Source organism: Mesorhizobium sp. L-8-10, assembly GCF_016756635.1.
Lineage (GTDB): Bacteria > Pseudomonadota > Alphaproteobacteria > Rhizobiales > Rhizobiaceae.
Genome location: NZ_AP023263.1, coordinates 393,953 through 420,022 on the forward strand (window position 1 = coordinate 393,953; position 26,070 = coordinate 420,022).

Below are 26,070 nucleotides of genomic sequence, written 5' to 3' on the forward strand. Positions count from 1 at the left end.
AACAGGGGACACGAGAGACCCTTATGGCTTCCGTTCTCCCTGTCGGCTAAGTTCAGCCAGCCGTTGCATCGATGGAATCGTCTTGTCGCGCCGACCGCTTTTCTTTCAGATCTTGATCCTGTTGCTTTGTCTGGCTCCGACGCCGGGCAAATTCTCCGCAGCCAGAGCCACCGAAGGAACTGCCAAGCGGATCCTCATCGTCTACGAGAACGAGAGCACCCTTTTCGCCGTGACCGAAGTCTCCCGCGGCCTGCGAGAGGGCCTCGTCGGCGATGCGCCCACACGGATCGAGCTCTACAGCGAACATCTCGATTCCGTCCGCTTCCCCGGTCCGGGCCATCTGGATCGGCAGGCGCAGTTCCTGGCGGCCAAGTACAAGGGGATTCCGCTCGACATCGCATTGGCCGCCGGGCCCGGCGCGCTCCTGTTCATGCTCGAGCACCGCGACGCGATCGCGCCGGGCGCGCCCCTTGTGTTTGGCGGGATCACCGACGCGACGCTGAAATCGCTCTCGCTGCCGGCCGACATCTGGGGCGTGGTCAGCCGGTTCGACCCGGTCGGAACGATCGATCTGGCGAGGCGTCTCCAGCCGACGGCGAAGCGCATCGTCGTCATGACCGGCTCGTCCGATTTCGACCGCCAGTGGGAAGCGCGAGCCCGAAACGAACTGACAGGGAACTATCGCGGACTGAGCGTCGAGTATGTTTCGGGGCTGACGCTGGACGGCTTCAAGGACGTCGCGAACCGACTGCCCGCCGATACGATTCTGCTGATCCTCACCATACTCCAGGATGCGGCGGGCCGCTCCTTCATCCCCCGCGACGCGGCGGCCGAGATCGCTCCGGCATCGGTTGCGCCGGCCTATGCCGTCTACAGTTCCTTCATCGGCACCGGCGTGGTGGGTGGCTTCGTGGAAACGTTCGAAGGTATCGGCATCGACATGGCTGACCTTGCCAGCCAGATCATTTCGGGCGCACCGCCGGAGCGACGGACCGAAGCATCGACCAGCCGGCCGGTCGTCGACTGGCGGCAATTGGAACGCTGGGGTATCGGTAGCGACCTTCTTCCCGCGGACACGCAACTCGAATTCCATGAGCCGCCGGTTTGGGAACGATATCGCTTCGAGATCATAGCGGCTCTTGCAGTCATCGGGCTCCAGGCGGCCACGATCGCCGGCCTCGTCATCCTTGACCGGCGCCGTCGCATCGCGCAGGAGGAACTCGCCCTGGAACGGCTGGAGCTGGCCCATCTTTCGCGTATCACGCAGCTCGGCCAGCTCTCGGGAGCCTTCGCCCACGAACTGAACCAGCCGCTCACCTCGATCCTCGCGAATGCCGAAGCAGGAGCCCGGCTGCTGGCCATGAAGCCGCCCGACCTGAACGAAGTGAAGGATATCCTCGAGGACATCGCCGACGAGGACAGGCGCGCAGCCGGCATCATCACGCAGTTGCGGCAGCTCATGGTGAAAGGAGAGGCGGCGCTCGAGCGGGTGGATCTCAACAAAGCGGTTGCCGCGACGATGGAACTGGCGAGGAGCGAACTGGTTGCACGCCAGACGCAGGTCGACTTCCGACGGGAGGAGAAAGAACTGCCCGTCCGCGGCAATCTTGCGCAGCTGCAGCAGATCGTGCTGAACCTGATCCTGAACGCCACCGAAGCCATGCGTCATCTTCCGCCGGGGGGACGTGAAATCACGATCGAGACGCGGACATTGCCAGGCGGTGCACGTCAGTTGTCGGTTTCCGATCGTGGGCCGGGAATTTCGCCCGAGATGAAGGATAAGGCCTTCAAGCCTTTCGTGAGCGGTGGAGCGACAGGCATGGGCCTCGGACTGCCCATCTGCCGTTCGATCGCATCGGCGCACGGAGGCACTCTCGCTTTCGACGACCATGAGGACGCCGGCACTCGGGTGATCCTCACCCTGCCGCCGGTCTAGCAGAACCAACCGGCAAGCCACCGCGCATATGGCGAACAAGGCAGGAAGCTGGGATGCGCATCGATCCGACGGCCGCATGGGACCCAAGGCCAACTACGACGACCCGCTCGCATGTGGTACAGGATGGGAATGGAACGTGTTGCATCAGTGGTGGCCATCGTCGACGATGACGACTCGGTTCGTCGTGCACTGCGCCGGCTCGTCACGTCGCTTTCCCACCAGTCGCGCACATTCGCATCGGGCGAAGAATTCCTCGACGCCTTGTATGAAGCCACGCCCGATTGCGTCTTGCTGGACCTGAACATGCCCGGATTGAAAGGGCTGGACGTCCTGCATCGCCTCCGGAACGAGGGGCGGCAAGTCCCCGCCATCATCATGACCGGCTTCGACCAGCACGGGATGCGGGAGAGATGCCTTGAAGCGGGCGCGGCCGCCTATCTGGTCAAGCCGCTCGGGCGGGCGGCCGTGGCGTCGGCGATCGAGGAGGCGACAGCGGCTTCGGAGTGACCCATTGCCACTCACAGCCCGCCGCATTGCCCCAAGGTCCAACTTACTTGACGTCATCTTACCTGAATAATCCGCATCGGACCCTTCGCGGGCGTGCGAGGACGCGGCGCCGGCAGGGGTAGATCAGGAGGCATCGATGAAACTTGCAGCCTTGACAACCAGGCTCAGCGCCGCGGTGTTTACACTCGGCGCAGCTTACCTTGCCCCGTCCGACCCTGTCGCGGCGCAAGAACAGGCTCAGAAACCGAACATTCTGGTGATCTGGGGGGACGATATCGGGACCTGGAACATCAGCCACAACAACCGTGGCGTGATGGGATATCGAACGCCCAATATCGACCGGATTGCCGCGGAGGGCGTGTCTTTCACCGACTATTACGGACAGCAGAGCTGCACCGCCGGACGCGCGGCCTTTCTCGGCGGCAACGTGCCGGTCCGGACCGGCATGACCAAGGTCGGCCTGCCCGGCGCCCCGCAGGGCTGGCAGACAACCGACGTCACCATCGCCACGGTGTTGAAATCGCTCGGCTACGACACCGGCCAGTTCGGCAAGAACCACCAGGGCGACCGCGACGAGCATCTTCCGACGAACAACGGCTTCGACGAGTTCTTCGGCAATCTCTACCATCTCAACGCCGAGGAAGAGCCGGAGAACCGCGACTATCCCGGCGACATGAAGCTGGCCGACGGCCGTACCTTCCGCGAAGCCTTCGGCCCGCGCGGCGTGCTGCGCGCGTCTGCCGACGGCAAGATCGAGGATACCGGGCCGCTGACCCGCAAACGAATGGAGACCGTGGACGAGGAGACGCTAGCCGCGGCCGTCGACTTCATGGATCGAAAGACCAAGGAAGGCAAGCCCTGGTTCACATGGTGGAATGCTACCCGCATGCACTTCCGCACGCATGTGAAGGAGGACAATGTCGGCATCTCGGGGCCGAGCGGCAACAACTATCACGACGGCATGGTCGAGCATGACCGGATGGTCGGCCAGCTCCTCGACAAGCTCGACGAACTTGGCGTCGCCGACAACACCATCGTCTTCTACTCGACCGACAACGGCCCGCACTACAACACCTGGCCGGATGCCGGCACGACGCCCTTCCGCAGCGAGAAGAACTCGAACTGGGAAGGCGCCTATCGCGTACCTGCCTTCGTCCGCTGGCCCGGTCATTTCCGCAAGGGTGAAACCGTGAACGGGATCGTCGCCCATGAGGACTGGCTGCCGACCGTCGCAGCCATCGCCGGCAATCCGAACATCAAGCAGCAATTGGCCGACGGCGTGGAACTCAACGGCCGGACCTACAAGAACTATATCGACGGCTACGACATGACGGCCTATCTCTCGGGCGAGGCTGAGGAGTCTCCGCGTCACGAGTTCTGGTACGTCAATGACGATGGCCAGATCGTCGCCGCGCGTTATGACGACTGGAAGGTGGTGTTCCTGGAGAACCGCGGCGAGGCCTTCGGGGTCTGGCGCGAGCCCTTCACGGAACTGCGTGTTCCCCTGCTCTTCAACCTGCGGCGCGACCCGTTCGAGAAGGCGCAGCACAACGCGAATACCTACAACGACTGGTTCCTCGACCGGGCTTTCGTGCTCGTGCCGATCCAGGCGCTGGCCGCGCGCTTCCTGCAGACCATGCAGGACTACCCGCCGAGCCAGGCGCCGGGATCGTTCAACCTCAGCGCCATCGAGGCGAAGATCAAGGCCGGAACCGGCAACTGAACCGACAAGGACAACGATCGGGACGCCGGGACCGGCGTCCCGATCACTGCCTGCCTTGCAGCCATGTCGATGGGAACCTGAAGATGGCCAAGATATCCGTCACCGCGGCATTCGCAACATTGCAAGTTCTGCTGATCGCGCTACCCGCCCTTGCCGACCCGTTGCCCTCCTGGAACGACACCCGGGCCGAAGCCGCGATCATCGAATTCGTCGAGCGCGTCACCGATCCGGTCTCGGATGATTTCGTGCCTGCCGCCGACCGCATCGCGGTATTCGACAATGACGGCACGCTGTGGAGCGAACAGCCGGCCTATTTCCAGGCCCTCTACGCACTCGACCGCCTCAAGCAGAAAGCCGAGAAAGACCCGTCCATACTGACTTCGGACACGCTCAAGGCGGCGGCCAAGGGTGATCTGAAGGGCGCGATGGCCGGAGGTCAGGAAGGGCTGATCGAGATTCTCGACGTTTCCCACTCCGGCATGTCGGTGGGCGATTTCGAGGCCGACGCGCGTGAGTGGCTGACAACCGCCAAGCGTCCGCAATCCGGGCTTGTATATGCAGACATGACTTATCAGCCGATGCTGGAACTTCTCACCTATCTCAGGGACCAGGATTTCGCCACTTACATCGTCTCGGGCGGCGGCGTGCATTTCATCCGCGCCGTTTCCGAAGAAGCCTACGGAGTGCCGCCCGGACAGGTGGTCGGCACCGAGGGCGACACCCGCTACGAGGCGAAGGGCGACAAGCCGACCCTCATGAAGTTCGGCGGCATCTCATTCATCGACGACAAGGCCGGCAAGCCCGTCGGTATCGACCGCCATATCGGCAAGCGCCCGATCTTTGCTGCCGGCAATTCGGACGGAGACTTCGAGATGCTCGAATGGACGACGTCAGGGGAAGGCCCGCGCTTCGGTCTGCTCGTGCATCACACCGACGCCGAGCGCGAATTCGCGTATGACCGCGAAGGTCACGTTGGCGTGCTGAACAAGGGCCTGGACGAGGCCGAGAAGCGCGGCTGGTTGGTCGTCGACATGGCAAAGGACTGGAACCGGATCTGGTCGGGCAAGCAATGACACCACGCGAGCAGATCGAGGAACTGCGCACCCGCATGGGTGCAGCCATCGTCGGCCAGCGCGCTGTGATCGAACGGCTGCTGATCGGGCTTCTTGCCAATGGCAACCTGCTCGTCGAGGGGTTGCCCGGCCTTGCCAAGACGCGGGCGATCAAGGCGCTCGCGCACAATCTGGAGGCAAGGTTCAGCCGCATACAGTTCACGCCCGATCTCCTGCCGTCTGATGTGACGGGAACGGAGGTTTATTACCAGTCGGGTGAAAAGGGCGAATTCCGCTTCGAGCAGGGCCCCATCTTTGCCAATATCGTGCTGGCGGACGAGATCAACCGCGCCCCAGCCAAGGTGCAGGCCGCGCTTCTGGAAGCCATGGAGGAACGCCAGGTCACGGTATCGGGCAAGACCCATGTGATGGAGCCGCTGTTCATGGTGATGGCGACGCAGAACCCGATCGAACAGGAGGGCACCTATCCGCTGCCCGAGGCGCAGATGGACCGATTCCTGATGCATGTGCTCATCACCTATCCGCCGGTGGAAGACGAAGTGGAGGTGATCCGGCTGGTGCGCGGCGAAGAGATTGCCGCGCTGGAGGCGCAGCATGTCAAGGCATCCTCCACCAAACCTTCCGCCGTTCCGCAGGACGCCATCTTCGCCGCAAGGCGCGAGATCGGCGCGATCCATGTCTCCGACGCGATCGAGCGCTACATGGCCGATCTGGTGAATGCCACGCGCATCCCCACCGAATACGGCAAGGACCTGCCGCGATGGATCGAGATCGGCGCCAGCCCCCGCGCTTCGCTGGCGCTCGACAGATGCGGTCGTACCCATGCCTGGCTGGCGGGCCGCGACTATGTCGATCCCGAGGACGTGCGCGCCATCGCGCCCGACGTGCTCCGGCACCGGCTGGGCCTGACGTTCGAGGCGCAGGGCGAAGGCGTGACGCCGGACAAGGTGGTTGGTGAATTGCTGAAGCAAGTCGCATTGACCTGAGCGAGACCATGCGGGACAGGCCGGCACGAACACGCGCAGGCATCGGGCGCCCGGCGAGCGCGACCGAGGTCGAGGACACCCGCATCCACGTCGATCTCGCCCATCTCAGGAAGCTGGAGGCACGTGCCCGCCAGATCAGTTTTCTTCCGCGCCAGCCCGCCCGCAGCGTGCTCAACGGCAGGCATGCCTCGCGGCTGCGCGGACGCGGGCTGAACTTCGAGGAATTGCGCGGCTACCTTCCCGGCGACGACATCCGCGCCATCGACTGGAAGGTGACGGCCCGCACCGGTGAGCCGCACGTGCGGGTCTATACGGAGGAGCGCGACCGTCCGACCCTGATCGTGGTCGATCAGCGCATGTCGATGTTCTTCGGGTCGGTCCTCAACATGAAGTCCGTGACCGCCGCCGAATGCGCCGCGCTTGCCGCCTTTCGCATCTTCGATCAGGGAGACCGGGTGGGAGGGATCGTATTCGGCGATAGCGCGATCGCCGAGATCCGGCCCGGGCGCAGCAGAAAGTCGCTGACCGCCTTCCTGACCGCGCTGAGCGATGCCAACGGGCAGCTCGACGCCGACCGGCCGCCGGTGGCGCCGATGTCCATGAATCGCGTCCTGCAATCCGTGGCGCGGATTGCGCCGCGCAACCATCTGGTGCTCGTGTTCAGCGATTTCGACGAAGTGGACGCGTCGACGCACCGGCTGGTCGCCGGCCTGTCCCGCCGCAACGACCTGGTGCTGGTGCTCGTGTCGGATCCCTATGTCGAGGAGATGCCGGCCGGGGTGAAAGTGGTCGTCTCGGACGGAACGCTGCAAGCGGAAATCGACACCGCCGACAAGACGGTGCACCGCCGGCTGAAGGATATGGCGAAGGGCCGGCTGGCCGAAATCCTCGACTGGCAGAGGCAGCTCGGGGTGCCGGTCCTGCCGCTGACGACGTCAGGCGACAGCGTCGAGCAGATGCGGCGGCTCATGGGCCTGCCGGGGCGACGGCGATGAACGACGAGGCCGAACCCGTTACGCTGCTCGATCTGCTCGGCCGGCTGATCGAGGCGCCGGAGCCGCCGCCGGTCTCGATGATGCCCCAGACCTGGGGCTGGGTCGCGCTGGCACTGATCCTGCTGGCGATCGGCATAATCGTCGCGGCTTACCTGCGGCGACGCTACCTGGCCAATGCCTATCGTCGGGATGCAGTCAGGGAACTCGAGGCGGCAGGGGACGACCCGGCGGCAATCGCGGAGATCCTCCGGCGCACCGCGCTCGCCGCCTATCCGCGGCGCAACGTGGCCGGGCTTGCCGGCGACGGCTGGCTGAGCTTCCTCGACGCTCAGGTGTCCGGACGGGACTTTTTGGAGGGGCCCGGCCGAGTGGTGGCATCGGCTCCCTACAGAACGATGCCGAAGGAGCCGGCGCTCTACGCGGTCGCCAGAAACTGGATCCTTCGGCACCGTCCGGAAGGAACGCCATGATCACGCTGGCTTTCCCCTGGGCGCTGCTCCTGTTGCCGCTGCCGTTCCTCTGGCTCCTGTTGCCGCCGCATCGCGAGCGCGTGCCGGCACTGCGCTTTCCCTTCTTCAGGCGGATCGTCGAGACCGCCGGCTCCTGGCCGGGCGAAGGGGCCGTCGTGTTGTCGCGCAGCCGCCTGCAGATGGGGACGGCCATCATCATCTGGCCGCTGCTGGTTCTCGCCCTGGCCCGTCCCGAGCGCCTGGGCGAAGCCGTCGAACTCGACAAGTCCGCCAGGGACGTCATCCTCGCGATCGACATATCGGGATCGATGGACGCCAAGGACTTCGTTGCCCCGGACGGCACCAAGAAGCAACGGCTGGAGGGCGTGCGCGGCGTCGTCGACGATTTCATTGCCGGACGCGACGGCGATCGCATGGCCCTGGTCGTGTTCGGTTCAAAGGCCTATGTGCAGGCTCCGCTGACGGAAGACCTGCAGACCATCAGCGAGTTGCTGAACCAGACGGATGTCGGCATAGCCGGCCCGCACACGGCGCTTGGCGATGCGATCGGCCTGGCGATCCGCACTTTCGAAGCCAGCAACATCGACCAGCGTCTCCTGATCCTGCTTTCGGATGGAACGGATACGGCCAGCCGCATGAGCCCGGTGAATGCCGCCGAAATCGCGCGTGACCGGAATATCGAGATCTATACGATCGGTGTCGGCGATCCGAATGCAGCAGGCGAGAACCGTGTCGATCTCGCGACGCTTCAGGACATTGCACGCCGAACGGGCGGCCAGTATTTTTTTGCGGAGGATGAGAAGGGCCTGCGGCAGGTGTACGACAGAATCGACCAGCTCGCCCCGCGCAAGGTCGAGACCCTGTCGTACCGGCCGCGGCAGGCTCTGGCCTACCTGCCACTGGCTGCGGCGACCCTGATCGGAACACTGGCCATCGCCTGGCTGGCCCTTGGCAGCGCACGCAAGGGGCGGGCATGACGGAGATTTCGTTCTTCCTCGAAGCCTTCCACTTCCTCAGGCCGGCCTGGCTCCTGCTTGTTCCCGCGATCGCGGCGATCTGGTTCCATGTCCGGCGCCGCGCGATGCGTCCCGCGCAGGCGACCGAAAGAATTGCACCGCATCTGCGCAAGGCCATGACGGTCGGCGGCGTCCAGACGCGGCATCTGCTGGCGATCGACGGCGTGGCCCTGGGCCTGTTGCTCACGGCATTGGGGGCTGCCGGGCCGACCTGGTCGCGCGTGCCGGACCCTTTCGTTGCGCAGACCGTACCCCTTGTCGTGGCGCTGAAGGTCACATCGTCCATGACCGCCGATGACCTCGCTCCGACGAGGCTGGAGCGTGCGAAGCAGAAAATCCGGGATCTTCTGAAACTGCGGGCCGGCGGGCGGACCGCTCTCGTCGCCTATGCGGGCTCGGCGCATTCCGTCGTGCCGATGACCGACGACCCAGGCGTCGTCGAACCCTATCTGCAGGGCTTGTCGCCCGAGATCATGCCGGAAGACGGGGCCGACGCGGGAGCAGCGCTCGCGCTCGCCCGTGACATCCTTGCCAGGGAGGATGTGCCCGGCGGCATATTGTTCGTGACCGATGCCGTCGACACGGCGGATGTCGACGCGCTCGGCAATGCCGATGTCGCAAGTCTCGCCGTCCTCGCGATGCTTCCCGAGGGCGCAAACGATCCGGGTATCGACCGCCTGAGCGTTCCGGTCGTGCGCGCCACACCCGACGGCGGCGACGTACGCACGCTCGAACGCCGGCTGAACGCCGCCTATGAGCGCGTCATGACGGAAGAGGGAACGCAGCCCTGGAACGATCGCGGATGGCTGCTCGGCTGGCCGGCGGCGCTGCTTGCGCTGTTGTGGTTCCGCCGCGGCTGGACGATGCGCTGGTCGCTCCTTCTTGCGCTCGGGATCGGCGCGATGCCATCCCCTCCCGCCCATGCTGAAGGCGTCATCGACTGGCTCCTGACGCCGGACCAGCAAGGCCGCCTCGCCTATCAGCGCAAGGAATACGATCGCGCCGCGGAACTGTTCGCCGACCCGATGTGGAAGGGCCAGTCGCTGTACCGGGACGGCCAGTACAGCGAGGCAGCGGATGTCTTTTCCCGGCTCGACACGGCGGCGGCGGCTTTTGCCGAAGGGATGGCGCATATCAAAGGCCGGGAATACCGGGACGGGATCGCCGCCTTTGAAACCACCCTGAAGCGCGATCCGGACTATCCGGGTGCGGCCGAGAACCTCAAGACGGCCAAGGAGATCCTCGACTACATCGAAACGACCCGCGAGCAATCCGACACCGGCGAGGAAGCCGGCGAAGGCGCCGACGAAATCGTCATGGACAACAAGGATGCGCGCGGAGCCGAGACCCGTATCCAGGGCAAAGGTGACGCACTGCTGACGACCGAGCAGTGGATGAACACGGTCGATACCGATCCCGCGGACTTTCTGCGCCAGCGCTTCGCCATCGAGGCGGCGACAAGACAAGCGACGACACGACAATGAGACTGCTCATCTTGCTACTCGTTCTCGTTGGAATGTCGGCGGAGGTCGTCCACGCACAGCAACCCGACCAGCAACCCGTTGTGGAAACCGAGCTTGACAAGTCACAGGTGGTGCCGGGGCAGTACGTGACCCTCCGCGTCACGGTCCTGGTGCCGACCTGGCTGCCGAAGCCGGTGGAGTTTCCGTCGATGGAGGGTCCGAACCTGCGGGTGCGTCTGCCGGAGCGATCGACGGGACCGACGAGCCGCAGGATCAACGGCGAACAATGGTCGGGGGTGACGCGGAACTATCTGATCTCGCCCATGGTGGCTGGAACCTTCGCTATCCCGGCACAGAGCATCTCCGTCACCTATGCCGTTCCGGGAAGTTCCGAGGCGGCCCGGGCCGAGTTGAAGACGAAAGCCGTCACGATCGCCGGCGTCCTGCCGCAAGGCGCCGAGGGGCTCGATCCGTTCATCGCCGCAACCAGCCTGAAACTGACGCAGGAGTTCACGCAACCGACGACGGGACTGCAGCCCGGCCAGAGCATCAAGCGGACCGTTACAGCCGAGATGGAGGGCGCATCTCCAATCGTGCTGCCCGAACTGATGCCCGAAATCCGGATCGAGGGGATAGAAGCCTATCCAGGGCAACCGTCGATCTCAGAGAAGGACGAGCGTGGCCTGCTGTCGGGAACCCGTATCGAACAGGTGACACTCATGGCCGAGGGCGGCGCGAACGGCCACGTGCCGGGGGTCGAACTGCGCTGGTTCAACCTGACGTCGGGCAAGATCGAGACGGCGACGCTGGATGGATTCGACATATCCGTCGACGGCCCGCCCGCATCCCGACCCGGCTCCGATCGCCGGACAATCACGCTGGCGGCTGCGGGGCTTGCGGGCATCGTCGTGCTTGCCGTGTCGGCGTTCCTGATCCGCCGGTATTGGCGGCGGGCGACAGACACCTATCGCCGCCGCCGGGCCCGACGTGCAGCCAGCAAGGCATGGGCGGAACACGCCATGTTGAAGGCCATTCGGAAGCGGGACTATCCGGCGACTTTGCGCGCCGTCGACGAATGGGCCTCACGCCCTCCCGTCACCGACGCGGCCCTGGTCGCCCCCATTCATCAGGCCCTGACCGGAATTGGCCGATCGATCTACGGCCAAACCGAAGGGACGCCTCCGTCTGACGCGTGGCGTACCGTCAGCGAAGCGGTGAAGGGCGCATCGGCGGGACCTCGCCGCAGCGCCCGCGACAGACTTCCGCCTCTCAATCCGGAGGTCGCCAACGGTTGACGGAATCCAGGATCGCAGCCGACGGCTGCCACCAATCCAGCAAGAGAGTGGCCGAAGATTTCCATCAGTAACGACTAAAATAACTGAATCTTTGACAGATGAAGCTTGCGGAAAGAAAGGTTGAAATAAAGCCCATGAGGAGAGATGATGGACGCTGCGAAGCGTTGAACTGCGGCCCCTGGAATACCACCTGACATGGCGGGCTGTCGGTGCACCGTGTTGCATGGGGCATGCTGACGTTGGACGACGGCCACAGCGGGGGACGGAGGGCTACCGTGGTTTGGCCGTCGGTGTGAGGACCGGCCCATGGATGGAAGCGTTTCTACCGTCTACCTGGTAGATGACGACAAGGGTGTTCGTACGTCGCTGACGAGGTTGCTCTCGACAGCCGGACATGTGGTCAGGTCCTATGCGAGTGCCGGCGATTTCCTGGGCCATCACGACCCTGCCGTTCACGGCTGCGCCGTCATCGACCTCAGCTTGCCTGACATGGACGGGTTGGACGTCCAGCAATCCCTCCTCTCCGGGCGGATCAACCGGCCCGTCATCTTTGTCACCGGGTTCGGGGACATTCCCACGAGCGTCAGGGCGATGAAGGCGGGTGCCGTGGACTTCCTGACCAAACCCGTGGACGCTTCCGCCCTTCTGGCCGCGGTGGCGCAGGCGCTGGATCGCGACCTCCGTAGCCGGCGCGAAGGAGAGCTGAGACATTCCGTCGAGGCGCGGCTGGCGAGCCTCACGCCGCGAGAGGGCGAGGTTCTCGCGCATGTCACGGCAGGGCGCCTCAACAAGCAGATCGCTGCCGAGCTCGGGACAGTCGAGAAGACCGTCAAGGTGCATCGGGCCCGTATGATGAGGAAGATGGGGGTGCGCACGGTTGCGGACCTCGTGCGGGTCGTTGCCTCCATTGGCAGTTCCGGACCCCTGATGGCGTGGCCCGGGATTGGCCCCAAGGTCAATCACGCCGACATGCCGGTTTGATATACGGACGTCGAGAGGCGGCGGCCACGCAGGAGCGCCAGATCGCTCTCCAGAAGAGGCCCGTCGAACAAAGCATTGCTTCATGAATTCGCGGCGCGCTGGTTCCAGCCTTGGCAGGGATCGCTGCGTTGCCCGGCTGCACCGCGGCAAGTGCCGCGGAAAGCCTCCCCGCCGGCGTTGCCATCCGGCCGCTTGCCGGCACCACGGACGGGGGTCCTCCTGCCGGTGGCGCGATGGCGGCAGGGTGATTGGCCGAGGCGAAAGCATGGATCGAGCGTCCCCGAAAGCCGGCACCCCGCCGCGTAGCGCGCCTCCCCAAGGGTCGCCCGCTTGACAAGTGCCTGCGCGGCATATTCCAAACTGGTCGCGACGGCTGACGGCGATCTGCTGGACCGGGGACAAGGGATGGCGTTTTTCATATTCATCGCGGAGCGCAGCCTTCTGGCATTTGGGCTGCTTCTGTTTCTTGCCCAGCTGATCGCCCATGAAATCGGGCTGCGGTTCGGACGCCGGGACCGGGCCAAGGACCGCGGCCAGCCGGAGACGGTCGGCATCGTCGTCGGAGGCATGCTGGGGTTGCTGGCTTTCGTCCTGGCACTGACGCTGTCCTTCGCCAACACGCGCTTCAACGAGCGTCGTGAGGGAAGCCTCATGGAGGCCAATGCGATCGGAACCGCCTGGCTCAGAGCCAAGGCCATCGGCGGCCCGCAAGCGGACCAGATCGCCGCCTTGCTCGAGCAATATACGCAGGTGCGCGCGGACTTCGTTCGACATGGCGGGAGCCGGGCCTCCATCGCCGAATTGAACCAGCGCACGAACGCGCTCCAGTCCGAGATGTGGGGACAGTTGGCGCCGATCGTGCGCGAACAGCCCAGCGCTATCTCGAATTCGCTGATGCTCGCCCTGAACGACCTGTTCGACGCAAGCACGAAGGAACGCCTTGCATTCGAGACACGGCTTCCCCCGCAGCTGTTCTGGCTGCTTATCGGCATGACTCTATTGAGTGTGACTTGCCTGGGCTATCAGTTCGGCCTCAAGGAGAAGCCCTCGCGCGTGCTGGTCGCGCTGCTTACCCTCATGTGGACGGCTGTCATCGTCGACATTCTCGATCTTGCAGCCTCACGTATTGGCCAACTTCGGACCGCAACGACCGTCTATGAATGGACACTTCAGGGCTTCGGCGGAACCACCTCCATCCCTTCGCCGTCGGGGACACGGCCTTAGAGCGGTGGCGGGCTGATCTCTAGCCCGAACTTTACCCGCTTGAAGGCCGCGGGATTGCTGGATTTCGGGCGATCCCTGGCGTTGTAGTGTAGTGAGGTATTGGCTGATATTGCGTTTGACAGGGGACGGGGTCGGTGAACCAAGATTCTCATGTACGTCCCACCGTCCCCAACCGCAATTCGCCCCCCCGCCGTGCTGTTGCGCGAGAGCTATCGCGACGGCGATAAGGTGAAGAACCGCACGCTTGCCAATCTCAGCCATTGGCCGGCGGAGAAGGTCGAGGCCCTGCGCGCGGTCTTGCACGGTGACAAGCTGGGGCTGGCGGGAGAGGGGCTGGAGATCGTCCGGGCGATGCCGCACGGCCATGTTGTGGCGGTTCTCGGGACGCTCAAGCGGATCGGGCTGGACCGGCTGCTTATCCATCCCGACCCCTGATCGCTGCGGGCCGCCATTTCACCGCTTCTGCTTCACCCGCTTCTGCTCAATCCCTCGGCGGAATGACGAAATTTCCGGCATTCTCGCCGTGCCGGACCGATGCAAGCCGCCGAAATACCCGTGCCCTGCCGATGCTGCCTGCTTTGCACATTCCTTGCTTGGTTATTTCCTGTGCAGAGCGTCTAGGGTTCCGGCCGCCGCGGCATGATCTGGCAAAGTCGCAGGCTTTCCGCATCATGCACCGGCACATCGGCGGTGCTGGTCCGAGAGACGCGACCGTACGGGTGCGCTGAGGCATCCGGCGGGACACGGCGGGCCAAAATCCCGGGAGAACACTGCACGGGTTTGCTGGCGCGAACCTTCTCCCGGTAGCGCGCACGCAGACCCCAACAGGATATCCGGACATGGTTCCGGATCCAGACGAGGGGTAAGATATGCTGCGCAGACTGACCGGAATCGTCCTAGCCGCCCTCCTGGCCATTCCCTCCACAGCGGCCTTCGCCGCGCCCAAGACCGACTTCAAGATCTGCTGGTCGATCTATGTCGGCTGGATGCCGTGGGGCTATATCGCCGACAGCGGCATCATGAAGAAATGGGCCGACAAATACGGCATCAATGTCGAGATCACGCGCATCAACGACTATGTCGAGAGCATCAACCAATATACCGCCGGCGGCTTCGACGGCTGCTCGATGACCAACATGGATGCGCTGTCGATCCCCGCCGGCGGCGGCGTCGACACCACGGCGCTGATCATCGGCGACTTCTCCAACGGTAACGACGCGGTGATCCTGAAGGACAAGAAGGAGCTCGCCGACATCGCCGGCCAGAGCGTCAACCTCGTCGAACTGTCGGTCTCGCACTATCTGATGGCGCGCGCGCTCGACACGGTCGGCCTGACGGAAAAGGACCTCAGCGTCGTCAACACCTCCGACGCCGACATTGTGGCAGCTTACGGAACGTCGGACGTGACCGCGGTCGTGACCTGGAACCCGCTCGCCTCCGAAATCTTGGCCATGCCCGGCGCGGCCAAGGTGTTCGATTCCTCCGACATCCCGGGCGAGATCATCGACTTGATGGTGGTCAACACCGAAATGCTCGCCGACAACCCTGCGCTTGGCAAGGCGCTCGTCGGCGCCTGGTATGAAGCGATGGCGCTGATGGCGTCCGGCACGCCCGAAGGCAAGGCGGCCAGGGAGGAAATGGCCAAGGCTTCGGGGACGGACCTCGACGGTTTCGAGGCGCAGCTCGCCTCGACACAGATGTTCTACGAACCGGCCAAAGCTGTCGCCTTCGCCAAAAGCGCGGAATTGCCGAAAACCATGGACCTCGTGCGCAACTTCCTCTTCGACCACGGCATTTTGGGCACCAACGCGCCGAACGTCGACGTTATCGGGATGAGCTTCGCCGACGGCTCGGCGCTTGGCGACAAGGAGAATGTCAAGCTGCGCTTCGACCCGGCCTTCATGGCGGAGGCGGCCGCCGGATCGCTCTGACCAGGCGGAGGGCGATGACGATGCTAGAGCGCGTTGCGATCGCAATCCCGGAGGCGGCTGCGCGGGCAGCCGCCGGCAGGCGCAAACCGCGCCTGCGGCTCGTCAACGCCAGGCTGTCTCGCACCTCGGCGTTCCTCCTCGCCCTCTTACCATTCCTGGCCGCTGCGATCACCTATGTCGTCGCATCGGCCGACAGGCTGGCCGCCAATCCCGCAGATAAGCTCCTGCCTTCGCCTGCGCAGATGTGGCGGGCCTTCTTCGAGCTCGCTTCCGTCCCCGACAAGCGTAGCGGCGACATCGTCCTGTGGGTCGACACCTTTGCGAGCCTCGAACGGCTCCTCGCAGGCGTGGGGATCGCGACGCTGTTCGCGCTCTGCCTTGGCACCGCGATCGGCTTTGTCCCCCGCATCCGTGCCCTGTTCCTGCCCTTTGTCACGGTCATCTGCGTCATCCCGCCGCTGGCGCTCTTGCCGATCCTGTTCATCGCGCTCGGCCTCGGCGAGGCGGCCAAGATCACTCTGATCGCAATCGGCGTCGCCCCGGTCATGGTGCGGGACGTCGCCAACCGCGTGGCGGAGCTGCCGACCGAGCTGATCGTCAAGGCGCAGACGCTCGGCGCCAATACCTGGACGATGATCCTGCGCGTTGTGCTACCGCAGGTCATGCCGCGCCTGATCGTCTGCGTGCGGCTTGCGCTCGGGCCGGCCTGGCTGTTCCTGATCGCGGCCGAAGCCATCGCCTCGACTGAGGGGCTCGGCTACCGCATCTTCCTGGTGCGGCGGTATCTGTCGATGGACATCATTCTTCCCTATGTCGCCTGGATCACGCTGCTCGCGGTCGTGACCGACTGGCTGCTCGTGCGCCTTTCGCGCGCGCTGTTCGGCTGGGCGCATGCCGGTGACGCAAAATGAGCCGAATCCTCGTCCACGGGCTGGAAAAGAGCTTTGGCGACGTACGTGTGCTCGAGCGCGTCAACCTCGCGGCCGAGCACGGGGAGTTCCTGTCGCTCGTCGGCGCCAGCGGTTGCGGGAAATCCACCTTCCTGCGCATCATCCTCGGCCAGGACGAGGCGTCCGCCGGCGTGGTGGTCGTCGGTGACGGTCCGATCGCGCCGGAGCCGACGCCAGACCGCGGCATCGTCTTCCAGCGTTATTCGGTTTTTCCGCATCTGACCGTCATGCAAAATCTCTTGCTGGTGGAGGACTTCCGCTCCGGCGGGATGATCGGCCGCACGCTCGGCGCGCGGCGCGCCAAGGCCAGAGCCGAGGCGGAAGCAATGCTGGAGCGCGTCGGCCTCGGCCATGCCCGCGACCTCTATCCCGCGTCGCTGTCGGGCGGCATGCAGCAGCGCCTGGCAATCGCGCAGACCTTGCTCGGGCGGCCGAAAGTGCTGCTTCTTGACGAGCCCTTCGGCGCGCTCGATCCCGGCATCCGGGCCGAAATGCACGAGCTCTTGACCGAAATCTGGACCGAGCACGGCATGACGGTGCTGATGGTCACGCACGATATCCATGAAGCCTTCAAGCTCGGCACACGCGTGCTTGTTTTCGACAAGGTGCGCCATGACCCGCAGTTCCCGTCCGCCTACGGCGCGACAATCACCTACGATCTGAAGCTCGACCGCAAGGAACGGGCTTCCTTCCCCGAGATGGCCAAGGTGGCCGCGCTGGCCGGGACGACCCGGCCGGGACATGTCAGCGCGGCGACGGCGCCGCAGGAGACCCAACAATGAGAGACCTGCCCGAGCGGAAGCAAACGCGCGCCGGACTGATCCAACGCGTGCCGACCGAGCACCGCCATCACCCGGATTTCGACGTGCGCGCCATGCAGGGCTGGCGGTCGATCGAGGCGGAGGAAAAGCTGCCCGAGAGAGGCTGGCGCAAGGAGCAGCAATGGGCGCTGGACATGGGCCTGCCGGGCGCCGAATGCCTGACCGACAGGAGCATCCCGACATTCGCGCGCGGCGAGCTGCCTCATTTTGCCGGCATCAACACCTTCCTCAAGGCGCCCTATGTCGAGAATGTGCGGGACGTCGGGAAATATGACGCCGCCATCATCGGCATTCCCTTCGATTCCGGCACGACCTATCGCCCTGGCACTCGCTTCGGGCCGCAGGGCATCCGCCGCATCTCCGCGCTTTACACGCCCTACAATTACGAACTCGGCGTCGACCTGCGCGAGCAGATGACGCTGTGCGACGCCGGTGACGTCTTCACCATCCCGGCCAATCTGGAAAAGAGCTTCGACCAGATCACGCGCGGCGTCAGCCACGTCGCCTCGTCAGGTGCGCTGCCGGTAATGCTGGGCGGCGACCACTCGATCGGCTTTCCCTGCGTGCGCGGCATCGCCGAGGTGACGTCCAAGCGCATCGGCATCATCCATTTCGACCGCCATATCGACATTCAGGAAAAGGATCTCGACGAGCGTATGCACACAACGCCCTGGTACTGGGCGACCAACCTGCCGAATGTTCCCGCCACCAACCTGGTCCAGCTCGGCATCGGCGGCTGGCAGGTGCCGCGCTACGGCGTTGCCGAGGCGAGGAAGCGCGGCACCAATGTGCTTACCATCGACGACATCGAAAAGCTGGGGCTCGAAAAGACGGCCGAGATCGCGCTTGAGATCGCCTGGAAGGACGCCGATGCCGTCTACGTTTCCTTCGACGTCGATTCGGTCGATTGCGGCTTCGTGCCGGGCACCGGCTGGCCGGAACCAGGCGGTTTCCTGCCGCGCGAGGCCCTGAAGCTGCTCGGGCTCGTCACCGCTCCCGGCGTCTGCGGGCTGGAGGTCGTGGAGGTCTCGCCCCCCTACGACACCTCCGACATCACCGCCCTATTCGGCACGCGCGTCGTCGTCGAGGCGCTTGGCTCGATGGTCGCCCACGGCACGCTTGGCAAGCACAAGTCGATCATCGACAAGCCGGTGAGTCTCTAGCCATGCACGATGATCATCATCACCATCACGATGACGGCCATAGCGGCTACGATCATCACCACCCGCATCCCCCCGGCCACAACGGCCCCGCGGGCAAGGCCGTGCAATGGCAGACGCCGCACCTGCCGCACGATCACAGCGCGCCGCAGCCGCGCGAGGCCGATCTCGACCTCGTGGAAAAGGCCTTTGTCGAGGCCTTCTCGGGCGCGTCTGATATCCCGAGCCTGCTGCGCCTTTCGGGCATCCCCTTCGTCGGCGAAACGGCCGATGGAACGCAACTGCATCTCCTGCGCGTGGAAACCGAGGACCTGGCCGATGTCGGCGCCGTCATGCCGCTCATCGGCGGCAACGGCGTGCGCTACGACCCGCTGCCGCAGCGGCTCGCCTCGCGACGGCGAAAGCTCGCCTTCGTCTATCACGACGGCCAGGCGGCGCACCGGCTAGGCTTCGCGGAAGCCCGGTCCTTGAGCGACCGAACCCAGGCCTCCCAAATCACGATGGCCGGCCAATGATCGCCGCCCTCACCTCATCGAACAGCTTGTACCGGAGAAGACCATGAACATTCGTGCCACCCGCCTCACCGGAGCCGCTACCGCGATCATGGCGCTCACGCCATCGATCGCCAACGCCCACACCGGCGGCGACCCTCTGCACGGGCTCGTCGCCGGGCTCGCGCATCCCATCTTCGGCCTCGACCATCTCCTTGCCATGCTGGCGGTTGGCATGATCGCGGCGCGAACAGGTGGGCGCGGTATCGCCGCCTTGCCGCTCTCCTTCGTCGCGGCCATGCTGGCCGGCGCCGCGCTCGGCATGAGTGGTGTGGCGCTGCCGGCTGTCGAGCCCTCGATCGCGCTGTCGCTCGTGGTCCTCGGCGCTATCATGGCCTTCGGCCGCCGCCAGCCTCTTGCCCGCAGTTGCGCGCTCGTCGGCCTCTTCGGCCTATTCCACGGCCATGCCCACGGGCTCGAAGTGCCTGCGAGCGCGAGCGGCCTTGCCTATGTGGCAGGTTTCGTCGCCGCCACGCTGGCGCTGCACGGAACCGGCGCCCTTGTCGGCGCCCGGGGCCTCCTCATGCGCGGCTTCGGCGCCGGCACGGCCCTGTTCGGCCTTGCTATCGCTGCCACGCAGGCGGTCTGACTGGGGTATCTGAACCCGGAAGATGGGAGACATGTTCAGGAAGGAGAGGCCATGAGCGGACTATGGCGCCGGCGGCTGATGAGGTTGCGTCGACTGCTCTTTGATCTCATCAGGGTCCGCGCCGAACGTCTGTGAAGGGGTCGCCGGGGCTGTCCCGCCGGGTTGGACGCGCCCAAAACCCGGCGGCGATTGTCGCATGGCACAGGGTCTTCCTCATTTGTGTGGTGCACGGTCAATCGCCTGCTCTGCTCACGTCAAGAGCAGCAGATTTCGCAGCATTTGAGCGCCCGTAGTGCTCCTGATCTTCAGAAACGATGGGTCGCGAAAGGGCTCCGTGGCAACCTTTCGGGGCAGCGTCGGAGACTCCTACGACAACGCTCTCGCTGAGACGATCAACGGCCCTAAAAAGCAGAGGTCATCCATCGACGTGGACCGTGGCGCTCGTTCGAAGCCATCGAGTTCGCCACGTTGACCCGGGTCGACTGCTTCAACGATCGCCGGCTCCTGGAGCCCATCGGCAACATCCCGCCGGCCGAAGCCGAGGAACGCTACTACGCCATGCTGGAAGATCCGGCCATGGCCGCGTGACTCAAACCAAATGGCCTCCGGCAAACCTGGGGCGGTTCACAACAGACAGAGTTGCCGCCTCAAGCTCCCATTTCGGCAACAGCTACTCGTCCTGGCCAGCTTGGGCCTGTGTCTGCCGACGCCGAGCAGCCAAGCAACAATTGCCACCTATGCGCGCTTGACAAGCCTTATGCTCACAATAAGCATATGATCCCGCGTTATGCCGCCATAGCAGCGTCGGATTTCTAGGCTGGCTACGAAGAGCAAAGCTGTCCGGTATTTGGACGCCGGGACGGGCGGCAAGACCTGGAGCAGTGGAGAGGACATGACCCTGAAATTGCAGCGTAACGACGCCGAGCCGACCCATGCGGCGTCCCGCCGGCATTGGACGGTGGAGGAGGCCCGAGCGCTCTATGACGCGCCTTTCAACGATCTCCTCTTTCAGGCCCACTGCGTCCATCGCGAGAATTTCGACCCCAATCGGGTTCAGCTCAGCCGGCTCCTGAGCATCAAGACCGGCGGCTGTCCGGAGGATTGCGGCTATTGCAGTCAGTCGGCGCACCATGAGTCCGGTCTGAAGGCCTCCAAGCTGATGGAGGTCCAGCGTGTCATCGACGAAGCCAGGAAGGCGCGCAATGCGGGCGCCACACGCTACTGCATGGGCGCGGCGTGGCGGAGCCCCAAGGCGCGCGACATGGATGCCGTCGTCGCCATGGTCGAGGGCGTGAAGGCGCTCGGCATGGAAACCTGCATGACGCTCGGCATGCTCGATATCGACCAGGCGCGCCGGCTCAAGCAGGCGGGGCTCGACTACTACAACCACAACATCGACACCTCCGAGCGCTACTATGGCGAGATCATCACGACCCGTAGCTTCGCCGACCGGCTCGATACGCTCGCCAATATCCGCGACAGCGGCATCAAGGTCTGTTGCGGCGGCATTGTCGGCATGGGCGAAGAGGCAGTCGACCGCGTCGACATGCTGGTGGCGCTTGCCAACCTGCCCGAGCACCCCGAAAGCGTGCCGATCAACATGCTTATCCCCATCGACGGCACGCCGCTCGCCGGGTCGGCACCGATCGAGCCGATCGAGTTTGTCCGGACCATCGCGCTTGCGCGCATCCTGATGCCGAAGTCTCATGTCAGGCTGTCGGCCGGCCGCACGGCCATGAGTGACGAGATGCAGGCGCTGTGCTTCTTCGCCGGCGCCAACTCGATTTTCGTCGGCGACACCCTCCTGACGGCCGGCAATCCGGGCGAGGATAAGGATAGTGCACTGTTCCGCCGGCTCGGCATCGCACCCATGGAGATCGCCGCTTAGTGACGGTGCTCGACCGCTTTGAGGCGACGCTGCGCGGGCTTTCCCGGAAAAGTCGCCTGCGCGCATTGTCGCCGCGCGCCGGCCTCGATTTCGCCTCCAACGACTATCTCGGCCTCGCCTCCTGCCGGCGGCTTGCCGACGCCGTCGCCACCGCCCTGGCCAACGGCACACCGGTCGGAGCGGCGGGGTCTCGCCTGTTGCGCGGCAACGCACCCGAGCATGAGGAATTGGAGGCCGTTGCAGCACGATTCTTCGGCGCCGAGTGCGCGCTGTTCTTCGGCGGGGGTTATGTCGCCAATTTCGCCGTACTGACCACACTGCCGCAAAAGGGGGACCTTCTGATCCTCGATGCGCTCGTCCACGCCAGCGCCCATGAGGGCGCACGCGCCGGCCGGGCGCAGGTCGTCGAAATCCCGCATAACGACATTGGCGCCATCGATGATGTCATATCGCGCTGGCGCGACGGCGGCGGCACCGGCCACGCCTGGATCGCGGTCGAGAGTCTCTACAGTATGGACGGGGACCGCGCGCCGCTTGCCGATCTCGCCGCTCTCGCTGACCGCCATGATGCCTTCCTGTTCATCGACGAGGCGCATGCGACAGGCGTCTACGGCCCGGACGGACGCGGTGTCGCCCATAATCTCGAGGGCCGCGACAACGTTGTGGCACTGCACACCTGCGGCAAGGCGCTCGGCTGCTCCGGCGCGCTCGTCACAGCCCCCGCCGTGCTGTGCGATTTCCTGGTCAATCGCTGCCGGCCTTTCATCTACGCGACCGCCCCGTCGCCCTTGATGGCGGTCGCGGCGACCGAAGCGTTGGCCATTCTGCGCGACGAACCGGAACGTCGCGAGAGGCTGGCGCAGCTTGTCGCCTTCGCTGGACGGGAGATAGAGACACGTTGCGGGATCGGGCCGAGCGGCTCGCAGATCCTGCCCGTCATCGTCGGCGACAACCGCCGCGCCATGTCGTTGGCCACAGCGTTGCAGATGCGCGGCTTCGATGTACGCGGCATCCGCCCGCCGACTGTACCGGAGGGCACCGCCCGTCTCAGGATTTCGCTCACCCTCAATGTCGGTCAGGCCGACGTGTCGGCCATGGTCGCGGCGCTTGCCGAGGAATGGGAGAGCGTCGCGGCATGAGCCCGATCGTCGTCACCGGCACAGACACCGGCATCGGCAAGACGGTCTTTGCGGCCGGTCTCACCGGCCTGGTGGACGGCGTCTACTGGAAACCTGTGCAGTCGGGGCTCGACGGAGAGACCGACAGTCGCGTGGTCTCCCGTCTCGCCGGGCTGTCACCCGAACGGATCTTGCCGGAGGCCTACCGCCTGTCGCAGCCGCTTTCGCCCCACCGCGCCGCCGAACTCGATAGCGTGTCGATCGACCCTGACCGCCTCGCCTTGCCCAGCGTCGCGCGGCCCTTGATCGTGGAAGGCGCCGGCGGCCTTTTGGTCCCGCTGACTCGGGAGCGCCTCTTCATCGATGTCTTCGCCCGCTGGCGCGCGTCCGTCGTACTCTGCGCGCGCACCGCGCTCGGCACGATCAACCACACGCTGCTGTCGATCGAAGCGCTGCGACGGCGCGACATCCCGCTCCTCGGCATTGCCTTCATCGGCGAGGCGATGCCCGACACCGAGCGCACGATCGCCGACCTCGGCAAGGTCCGCGTGCTCGGCCGCCTGCCGCATCTCGACCCGCTGACGCCTCAGACGCTGCGCTCCGCCATGACGTTCGGCTTCGACAAGGCGGCATTCGACGAGGTCCTGTCGTGAACCGATCGGCCGTCTGGCACCCTTTCACTCAGCACGCTGTCGAGCCGGACATGCCCTGCGTCGCGCGAACCGGCGGCGCCTATCTGGAGACGGCCGACGGCCGACGCATCCTCGACGCCATCTCGTCCTGGTGGGTGGTGACCCACGGCCACCGGCATCCGGCGATCGTCGAGGCGATCCGTTCAACGGCGGCGACGCTCGACCAGATCATCTTTGCCGGTTTCACACACGAGCCGGCCGAACGCCTCGCCACCGCGCTCACCACGCTGGCACCCGAGGAACTTGATTGGGTCTTCTATTCCGACAGCGGCTCGACGAGCGTCGAGGTCGCGCTCAAGATGGCGCTCGGATATTTCCACAACAGCCGCGCGGCGCGCTCGCGCATCGTCGTCATGGAGCACAGCTACCACGGCGACACGATCGGGACGATGAGCGTCGGCGCACGTGGCGTCTTCAACGCTGCCTACGAGCCGCTGCTGTTCGAGGTCGACACCATCCCGTTTCCAGTCGCCGGGCGCGAACAGGAAACGCTCGACCGCCTCGAGGGTCTGATCCGCGATCGCAAGGCGGCGGCGCTGATCGTTGAACCGCTGGTGCTCGGCGCCGGCGGCATGCTGATGTATCCGGCATGGGTGCTCGCCGAACTGAAGCGGATCACAGAGGCGTCCGGGACCCTGTTCATCGCCGACGAGGTGATGACTGGCTGGGGCAGGACGGGCACGCTGTTTGCCTGCGAACAGGCCGGGATCTCGCCGGACATATTGTGCACGTCCAAGGGGCTGACCGGCGGCTCCATCCCGCTCGCCGCGACGCTCGCCACGGAAGCCGTCTTCCGCGCGCATTATTCCCGTGACCGCAGCCGGACCTTCTTCCATTCGAGTTCCTACACCGCCAACCCCATCGCCTGCGCCGCCGCACTTGCCAATATCGAGGTCTGGCGAAGCGAGCCGGTGATGAAGCGGATAGCGGCGCTGTCTCGCATGCAGGCGGAGCGCGCCGCCAGCTTCCGCGGCGACAGGCGCTTCGCCGATGTGCGCTGCACGGGGACGATCGCCGCGTTTGACCTCCACGTCGAAAGTTCCGGATACCTCGCCGAAATCGGGCCGAAGTTGCGCGCCTTCTTCCTCGGGCGCCACCTTCTGGTGCGGCCGCTGGGCAATGTGGTCTACGTTCTGCCGCCCTATTGCGTGACGGCCGACGAACTCGACCAGCTCTACGATGCGATCGACGAGGCGGCCAGCCTGGTGGAGGCGGCCGCATGAACCGGACATCGAGGATCGTGGGCCTCGGCCATCACGCACCGGCGCGAAAGGTGCCGAACGCCGAGATCGAAGCCCGCCTTGGTCTGGAGCCCGGCTGGATCGAGGGGAGGACCGGCATCCGCTCGCGTCACTGGGTTCTGCCCGGCGACACGCTGTCGGGCATGGCTGAACAGGCCGCGGAGATGGCGATGGCGATGGCGGGCATCGAGCGCGACACGGTCGGCCTGATGGTGCTCGCGACGTCGACGCCCGATCATCTGCTTCCGCCAAGCGCCCCGCTGGTCGCGCACCGGCTCGGGCTTCTCCGCGCCGGCGCCGTCGACCTGGCCGGAGCCTGCGCCGGCTTCATCTACGCCATGACATTCGCCGACGCCTTTGTCCGGCTGCACAACAAGCCCGCACTCGTGGTCGCCGCCAACATCCTGAGCCGCCGCATCAACCCGGCCGAGCGCGCGAGCGCTGTGCTTTTCGCCGACGCCGCCGGCGCCGTTGTGCTGATACCTTCCGCGGAGCCCGGCCACGGCATCCTCGGCGCCTCGCTCGGCGCCGACGGATCGGGCTATGGTCTGATCCGGATCCCAGCCGGCGGCAGCAGCAAGCCCTTCGCAGAGGACCTGGATATCGCCGAAACCCGCATGACGATCACCGACGGTCGCGAGGTGTTCGTCAAGGCGGTGGAGATGATGTCCCGCTGTTCCGTGGAAGCATTGGCCGCTGCAGACGTCTCTTCGCAAGAGGTCCGCCGCTTCATCCCGCATCAGGCCAATGCGCGCATCTTCAAGGCGGTGGGCAAGAACCTCGGCATCGAGGACGGCAGGGTGATAAAAACCATCAGCGAATACGGCAATTCGTCAGCCGCCACCATCCCGCTTTCGCTGTCGCTGTCCCACCAAGCTGAACCATTACAGTCCGGCGAAAAGCTCCTGCTCGCAGCAGCCGGCGCAGGGCTCACCGGCGGCGCGCTGCTGGTCAGCGTGTGACGGAGCAGGGTCAACCGACAAGGAAAGGGACGGAATGCGCAAGATCGTCGCCGGCAAGCTGCATGGCATCCACGTGACCGACGCCAACATCAATTACCACGGCTCGATAACGCTCGACCCGGATCATTGCGAAGAGGCGGGCATCCTGCCGATGGAGTTCGTGGAGATCTGGAACAAGAATTCGGGCGCCAGGATCTCGACCTACGTCATCCTCGGCGAGCGCGGCTCGCGGTGCTGCATCCTCAACGGCGCGGCCGCGCGCACGTGCCAGCCCGGCGACCAGGTCATCATCTGCAACTCTGTCTATCTCGATGAGAGCGCGATCACGGAGATCCAGCCTCGCGTGCTTACCTTTGACCGGGACAACCGGATACGCGAGATCCTGTCCTATTCGGTCACACGCGATACGCGCGGGCGCTACAGCTTTTCGGTCGTGAATGCTCCACCGCCTGAAAGGCGGTGGCTTCGGGTTACGGCTTAAAGCCGGATCGGTCCGCC

Annotated in this window: 25 protein-coding genes and 1 pseudogene; all 26 read left to right on the forward strand. The window is 65.1% G+C overall.

The annotated features are described in order from the left end of the window. The first annotated feature begins 121 nt into the window (after positions 1–121). The 26 genes and pseudogenes from JN280_RS01750 (at position 122) to panD (ending at position 26,053) form a co-directional block, all read left to right on the forward strand. Positions 122–1,936, forward strand: a complete 1,815-nt coding sequence (locus tag JN280_RS01750; RefSeq protein WP_244742790.1) for a sensor histidine kinase — start codon at positions 122–124, stop codon at positions 1,934–1,936. A gap of 147 nt (positions 1,937–2,083) precedes the next feature. After that, on the forward strand, positions 2,084–2,443 hold the full coding sequence (locus JN280_RS01755) for a response regulator transcription factor (protein WP_244742793.1): 360 nt from the start codon (positions 2,084–2,086) through the stop codon (positions 2,441–2,443). 136 nt (positions 2,444–2,579) lie between these two features. Next, positions 2,580–4,166, forward strand: a complete 1,587-nt coding sequence (locus JN280_RS01760) for an arylsulfatase (RefSeq protein ID WP_202309831.1) — start codon at positions 2,580–2,582, stop codon at positions 4,164–4,166. An 83-nt stretch (positions 4,167–4,249) separates the two neighbouring features. Beyond that, positions 4,250–5,239: an HAD family hydrolase gene (locus JN280_RS01765; protein ID WP_202309832.1), complete on the forward strand. Its 990-nt coding sequence runs from the start codon at positions 4,250–4,252 to the stop codon at positions 5,237–5,239. After that, the gene (locus tag JN280_RS01770) at positions 5,236–6,225 is read left to right on the forward strand and encodes an AAA family ATPase (protein WP_202309833.1); all 990 of its coding nucleotides are present in this window, start codon (positions 5,236–5,238) and stop codon (positions 6,223–6,225) included. The genes JN280_RS01765 and JN280_RS01770 overlap by 4 nt, the downstream gene beginning before the upstream one ends. An 8-nt stretch (positions 6,226–6,233) precedes the next feature. Then, positions 6,234–7,220: a DUF58 domain-containing protein gene (locus tag JN280_RS01775; protein WP_202309834.1), complete on the forward strand. Its 987-nt coding sequence runs from the start codon at positions 6,234–6,236 to the stop codon at positions 7,218–7,220. Further along, complete coding sequence (locus tag JN280_RS01780; protein WP_202309835.1) at positions 7,217–7,690, forward strand: DUF4381 domain-containing protein; 474 nt, start codon at positions 7,217–7,219, stop codon at positions 7,688–7,690. The genes JN280_RS01775 and JN280_RS01780 overlap by 4 nt, the downstream gene beginning before the upstream one ends. Then, positions 7,687–8,667: a VWA domain-containing protein gene (locus tag JN280_RS01785; RefSeq protein ID WP_202309836.1), complete on the forward strand. Its 981-nt coding sequence runs from the start codon at positions 7,687–7,689 to the stop codon at positions 8,665–8,667. The genes JN280_RS01780 and JN280_RS01785 overlap by 4 nt, the downstream gene beginning before the upstream one ends. After that, positions 8,664–10,190 (forward strand): VWA domain-containing protein, encoded by a 1,527-nt coding sequence (locus JN280_RS01790; protein WP_202309837.1) that lies wholly within the window; start codon positions 8,664–8,666, stop codon positions 10,188–10,190. Before JN280_RS01785 ends, JN280_RS01790 begins: the two co-directional genes overlap by 4 nt. Then, entirely contained in the window at positions 10,187–11,464 is a 1,278-nt protein-coding gene (locus JN280_RS01795) for a BatD family protein (protein ID WP_202309838.1), read from the forward strand. Before JN280_RS01790 ends, JN280_RS01795 begins: the two co-directional genes overlap by 4 nt. Positions 11,465–11,770: 306 nt before the next feature. Continuing rightward, positions 11,771–12,445: a response regulator transcription factor gene (locus JN280_RS01800; RefSeq protein WP_202309839.1), complete on the forward strand. Its 675-nt coding sequence runs from the start codon at positions 11,771–11,773 to the stop codon at positions 12,443–12,445. A gap of 405 nt (positions 12,446–12,850) precedes the next feature. Further along, positions 12,851–13,669, forward strand: a complete 819-nt coding sequence (locus JN280_RS01805) for a bestrophin-like domain (RefSeq protein ID WP_202309840.1) — start codon at positions 12,851–12,853, stop codon at positions 13,667–13,669. 150 nt (positions 13,670–13,819) lie between these two features. Beyond that, complete coding sequence (locus tag JN280_RS01810; RefSeq protein ID WP_202309841.1) at positions 13,820–14,104, forward strand: hypothetical protein; 285 nt, start codon at positions 13,820–13,822, stop codon at positions 14,102–14,104. Between the two features lie 434 nt (positions 14,105–14,538). Continuing rightward, positions 14,539–15,600 carry a putative urea ABC transporter substrate-binding protein gene (locus JN280_RS01815; RefSeq protein WP_202309842.1) on the forward strand — a complete coding sequence of 354 codons (1,062 nt, stop codon included), beginning with the start codon at positions 14,539–14,541 and terminating at the stop codon, positions 15,598–15,600. A 92-nt stretch (positions 15,601–15,692) separates the two neighbouring features. Continuing rightward, the gene (locus JN280_RS01820; RefSeq protein ID WP_202314450.1) at positions 15,693–16,511 is read left to right on the forward strand and encodes an ABC transporter permease; all 819 of its coding nucleotides are present in this window, start codon (positions 15,693–15,695) and stop codon (positions 16,509–16,511) included. After that, entirely contained in the window at positions 16,508–17,332 is an 825-nt protein-coding gene (locus JN280_RS01825; protein WP_202309843.1) for an ATP-binding cassette domain-containing protein, read from the forward strand. Before JN280_RS01820 ends, JN280_RS01825 begins: the two co-directional genes overlap by 4 nt. Further along, a complete protein-coding gene (locus JN280_RS01830; RefSeq protein WP_202309844.1) occupies positions 17,329–18,534 on the forward strand; it encodes an agmatinase family protein in 1,206 nt (401 codons plus the stop codon). The genes JN280_RS01825 and JN280_RS01830 overlap by 4 nt, the downstream gene beginning before the upstream one ends. Before the next feature lie 2 nt (positions 18,535–18,536). Further along, a complete protein-coding gene (locus JN280_RS01835; protein WP_202309845.1) occupies positions 18,537–19,046 on the forward strand; it encodes a hypothetical protein in 510 nt (169 codons plus the stop codon). Positions 19,047–19,089: 43 nt separating this feature from the next. Continuing rightward, positions 19,090–19,671 carry a HupE/UreJ family protein gene (locus JN280_RS01840; protein ID WP_244742797.1) on the forward strand — a complete coding sequence of 194 codons (582 nt, stop codon included), beginning with the start codon at positions 19,090–19,092 and terminating at the stop codon, positions 19,669–19,671. A 349-nt stretch (positions 19,672–20,020) separates the two neighbouring features. Then, a pseudogene (locus tag JN280_RS01845) lies at positions 20,021–20,259 on the forward strand (IS3 family transposase); the annotation flags it as partial. Positions 20,260–20,563: 304 nt separating this feature from the next. Beyond that, the gene (gene bioB, locus JN280_RS01850) at positions 20,564–21,559 is read left to right on the forward strand and encodes a biotin synthase BioB (RefSeq protein ID WP_202309846.1); all 996 of its coding nucleotides are present in this window, start codon (positions 20,564–20,566) and stop codon (positions 21,557–21,559) included. Then, positions 21,559–22,698, forward strand: coding sequence for an 8-amino-7-oxononanoate synthase (locus tag JN280_RS01855; protein ID WP_202309847.1), 1,140 nt, complete (start codon positions 21,559–21,561; stop codon positions 22,696–22,698). Before bioB ends, JN280_RS01855 begins: the two co-directional genes overlap by 1 nt. Continuing rightward, positions 22,695–23,330, forward strand: coding sequence for a dethiobiotin synthase (gene bioD, locus JN280_RS01860; RefSeq protein ID WP_202309848.1), 636 nt, complete (start codon positions 22,695–22,697; stop codon positions 23,328–23,330). The genes JN280_RS01855 and bioD overlap by 4 nt, the downstream gene beginning before the upstream one ends. Beyond that, positions 23,327–24,592: an adenosylmethionine--8-amino-7-oxononanoate transaminase gene (locus tag JN280_RS01865; RefSeq protein WP_202309849.1), complete on the forward strand. Its 1,266-nt coding sequence runs from the start codon at positions 23,327–23,329 to the stop codon at positions 24,590–24,592. Before bioD ends, JN280_RS01865 begins: the two co-directional genes overlap by 4 nt. After that, positions 24,589–25,572 carry a beta-ketoacyl-ACP synthase III gene (locus tag JN280_RS01870; RefSeq protein WP_202309850.1) on the forward strand — a complete coding sequence of 328 codons (984 nt, stop codon included), beginning with the start codon at positions 24,589–24,591 and terminating at the stop codon, positions 25,570–25,572. The genes JN280_RS01865 and JN280_RS01870 overlap by 4 nt, the downstream gene beginning before the upstream one ends. Before the next feature lie 34 nt (positions 25,573–25,606). Continuing rightward, on the forward strand, positions 25,607–26,053 hold the full coding sequence (panD, locus tag JN280_RS01875) for an aspartate 1-decarboxylase (protein ID WP_202309851.1): 447 nt from the start codon (positions 25,607–25,609) through the stop codon (positions 26,051–26,053). Positions 26,054–26,070 lie beyond the last annotated feature (17 nt).

Bases quoted from the DNA above. Each gene is read 5' to 3' on its own strand.
- JN280_RS01760 (WP_202309831.1), top strand. From the start codon at position 2,580: ATGAAACTTGCAGCCTTGACAACCAGGCTCAGCGCCGCGGTGTTTACA.
- JN280_RS01765 (WP_202309832.1), top strand. From the start codon at position 4,250: ATGGCCAAGATATCCGTCACCGCGGCATTCGCAACATTGCAAGTTCTG.
- JN280_RS01770 (WP_202309833.1), top strand. From the start codon at position 5,236: ATGACACCACGCGAGCAGATCGAGGAACTGCGCACCCGCATGGGTGCA.
- JN280_RS01775 (WP_202309834.1), top strand. From the start codon at position 6,234: ATGCGGGACAGGCCGGCACGAACACGCGCAGGCATCGGGCGCCCGGCG.
- JN280_RS01780 (WP_202309835.1), top strand. From the start codon at position 7,217: ATGAACGACGAGGCCGAACCCGTTACGCTGCTCGATCTGCTCGGCCGG.
- JN280_RS01785 (WP_202309836.1), top strand. From the start codon at position 7,687: ATGATCACGCTGGCTTTCCCCTGGGCGCTGCTCCTGTTGCCGCTGCCG.
- JN280_RS01790 (WP_202309837.1), top strand. From the start codon at position 8,664: ATGACGGAGATTTCGTTCTTCCTCGAAGCCTTCCACTTCCTCAGGCCG.
- JN280_RS01795 (WP_202309838.1), top strand. From the start codon at position 10,187: ATGAGACTGCTCATCTTGCTACTCGTTCTCGTTGGAATGTCGGCGGAG.
- JN280_RS01800 (WP_202309839.1), top strand. From the start codon at position 11,771: ATGGATGGAAGCGTTTCTACCGTCTACCTGGTAGATGACGACAAGGGT.
- JN280_RS01805 (WP_202309840.1), top strand. From the start codon at position 12,851: ATGGCGTTTTTCATATTCATCGCGGAGCGCAGCCTTCTGGCATTTGGG.
- JN280_RS01810 (WP_202309841.1), top strand. From the start codon at position 13,820: ATGTACGTCCCACCGTCCCCAACCGCAATTCGCCCCCCCGCCGTGCTG.
- JN280_RS01815 (WP_202309842.1), top strand. From the start codon at position 14,539: ATGCTGCGCAGACTGACCGGAATCGTCCTAGCCGCCCTCCTGGCCATT.
- JN280_RS01825 (WP_202309843.1), top strand. From the start codon at position 16,508: ATGAGCCGAATCCTCGTCCACGGGCTGGAAAAGAGCTTTGGCGACGTA.
- JN280_RS01830 (WP_202309844.1), top strand. From the start codon at position 17,329: ATGAGAGACCTGCCCGAGCGGAAGCAAACGCGCGCCGGACTGATCCAA.
- JN280_RS01835 (WP_202309845.1), top strand. From the start codon at position 18,537: ATGCACGATGATCATCATCACCATCACGATGACGGCCATAGCGGCTAC.
- JN280_RS01840 (WP_244742797.1), top strand. From the start codon at position 19,090: ATGAACATTCGTGCCACCCGCCTCACCGGAGCCGCTACCGCGATCATG.
- bioB (WP_202309846.1), top strand. From the start codon at position 20,564: ATGACCCTGAAATTGCAGCGTAACGACGCCGAGCCGACCCATGCGGCG.
- bioD (WP_202309848.1), top strand. From the start codon at position 22,695: ATGAGCCCGATCGTCGTCACCGGCACAGACACCGGCATCGGCAAGACG.
- JN280_RS01870 (WP_202309850.1), top strand. From the start codon at position 24,589: ATGAACCGGACATCGAGGATCGTGGGCCTCGGCCATCACGCACCGGCG.
- panD (WP_202309851.1), top strand. From the start codon at position 25,607: ATGCGCAAGATCGTCGCCGGCAAGCTGCATGGCATCCACGTGACCGAC.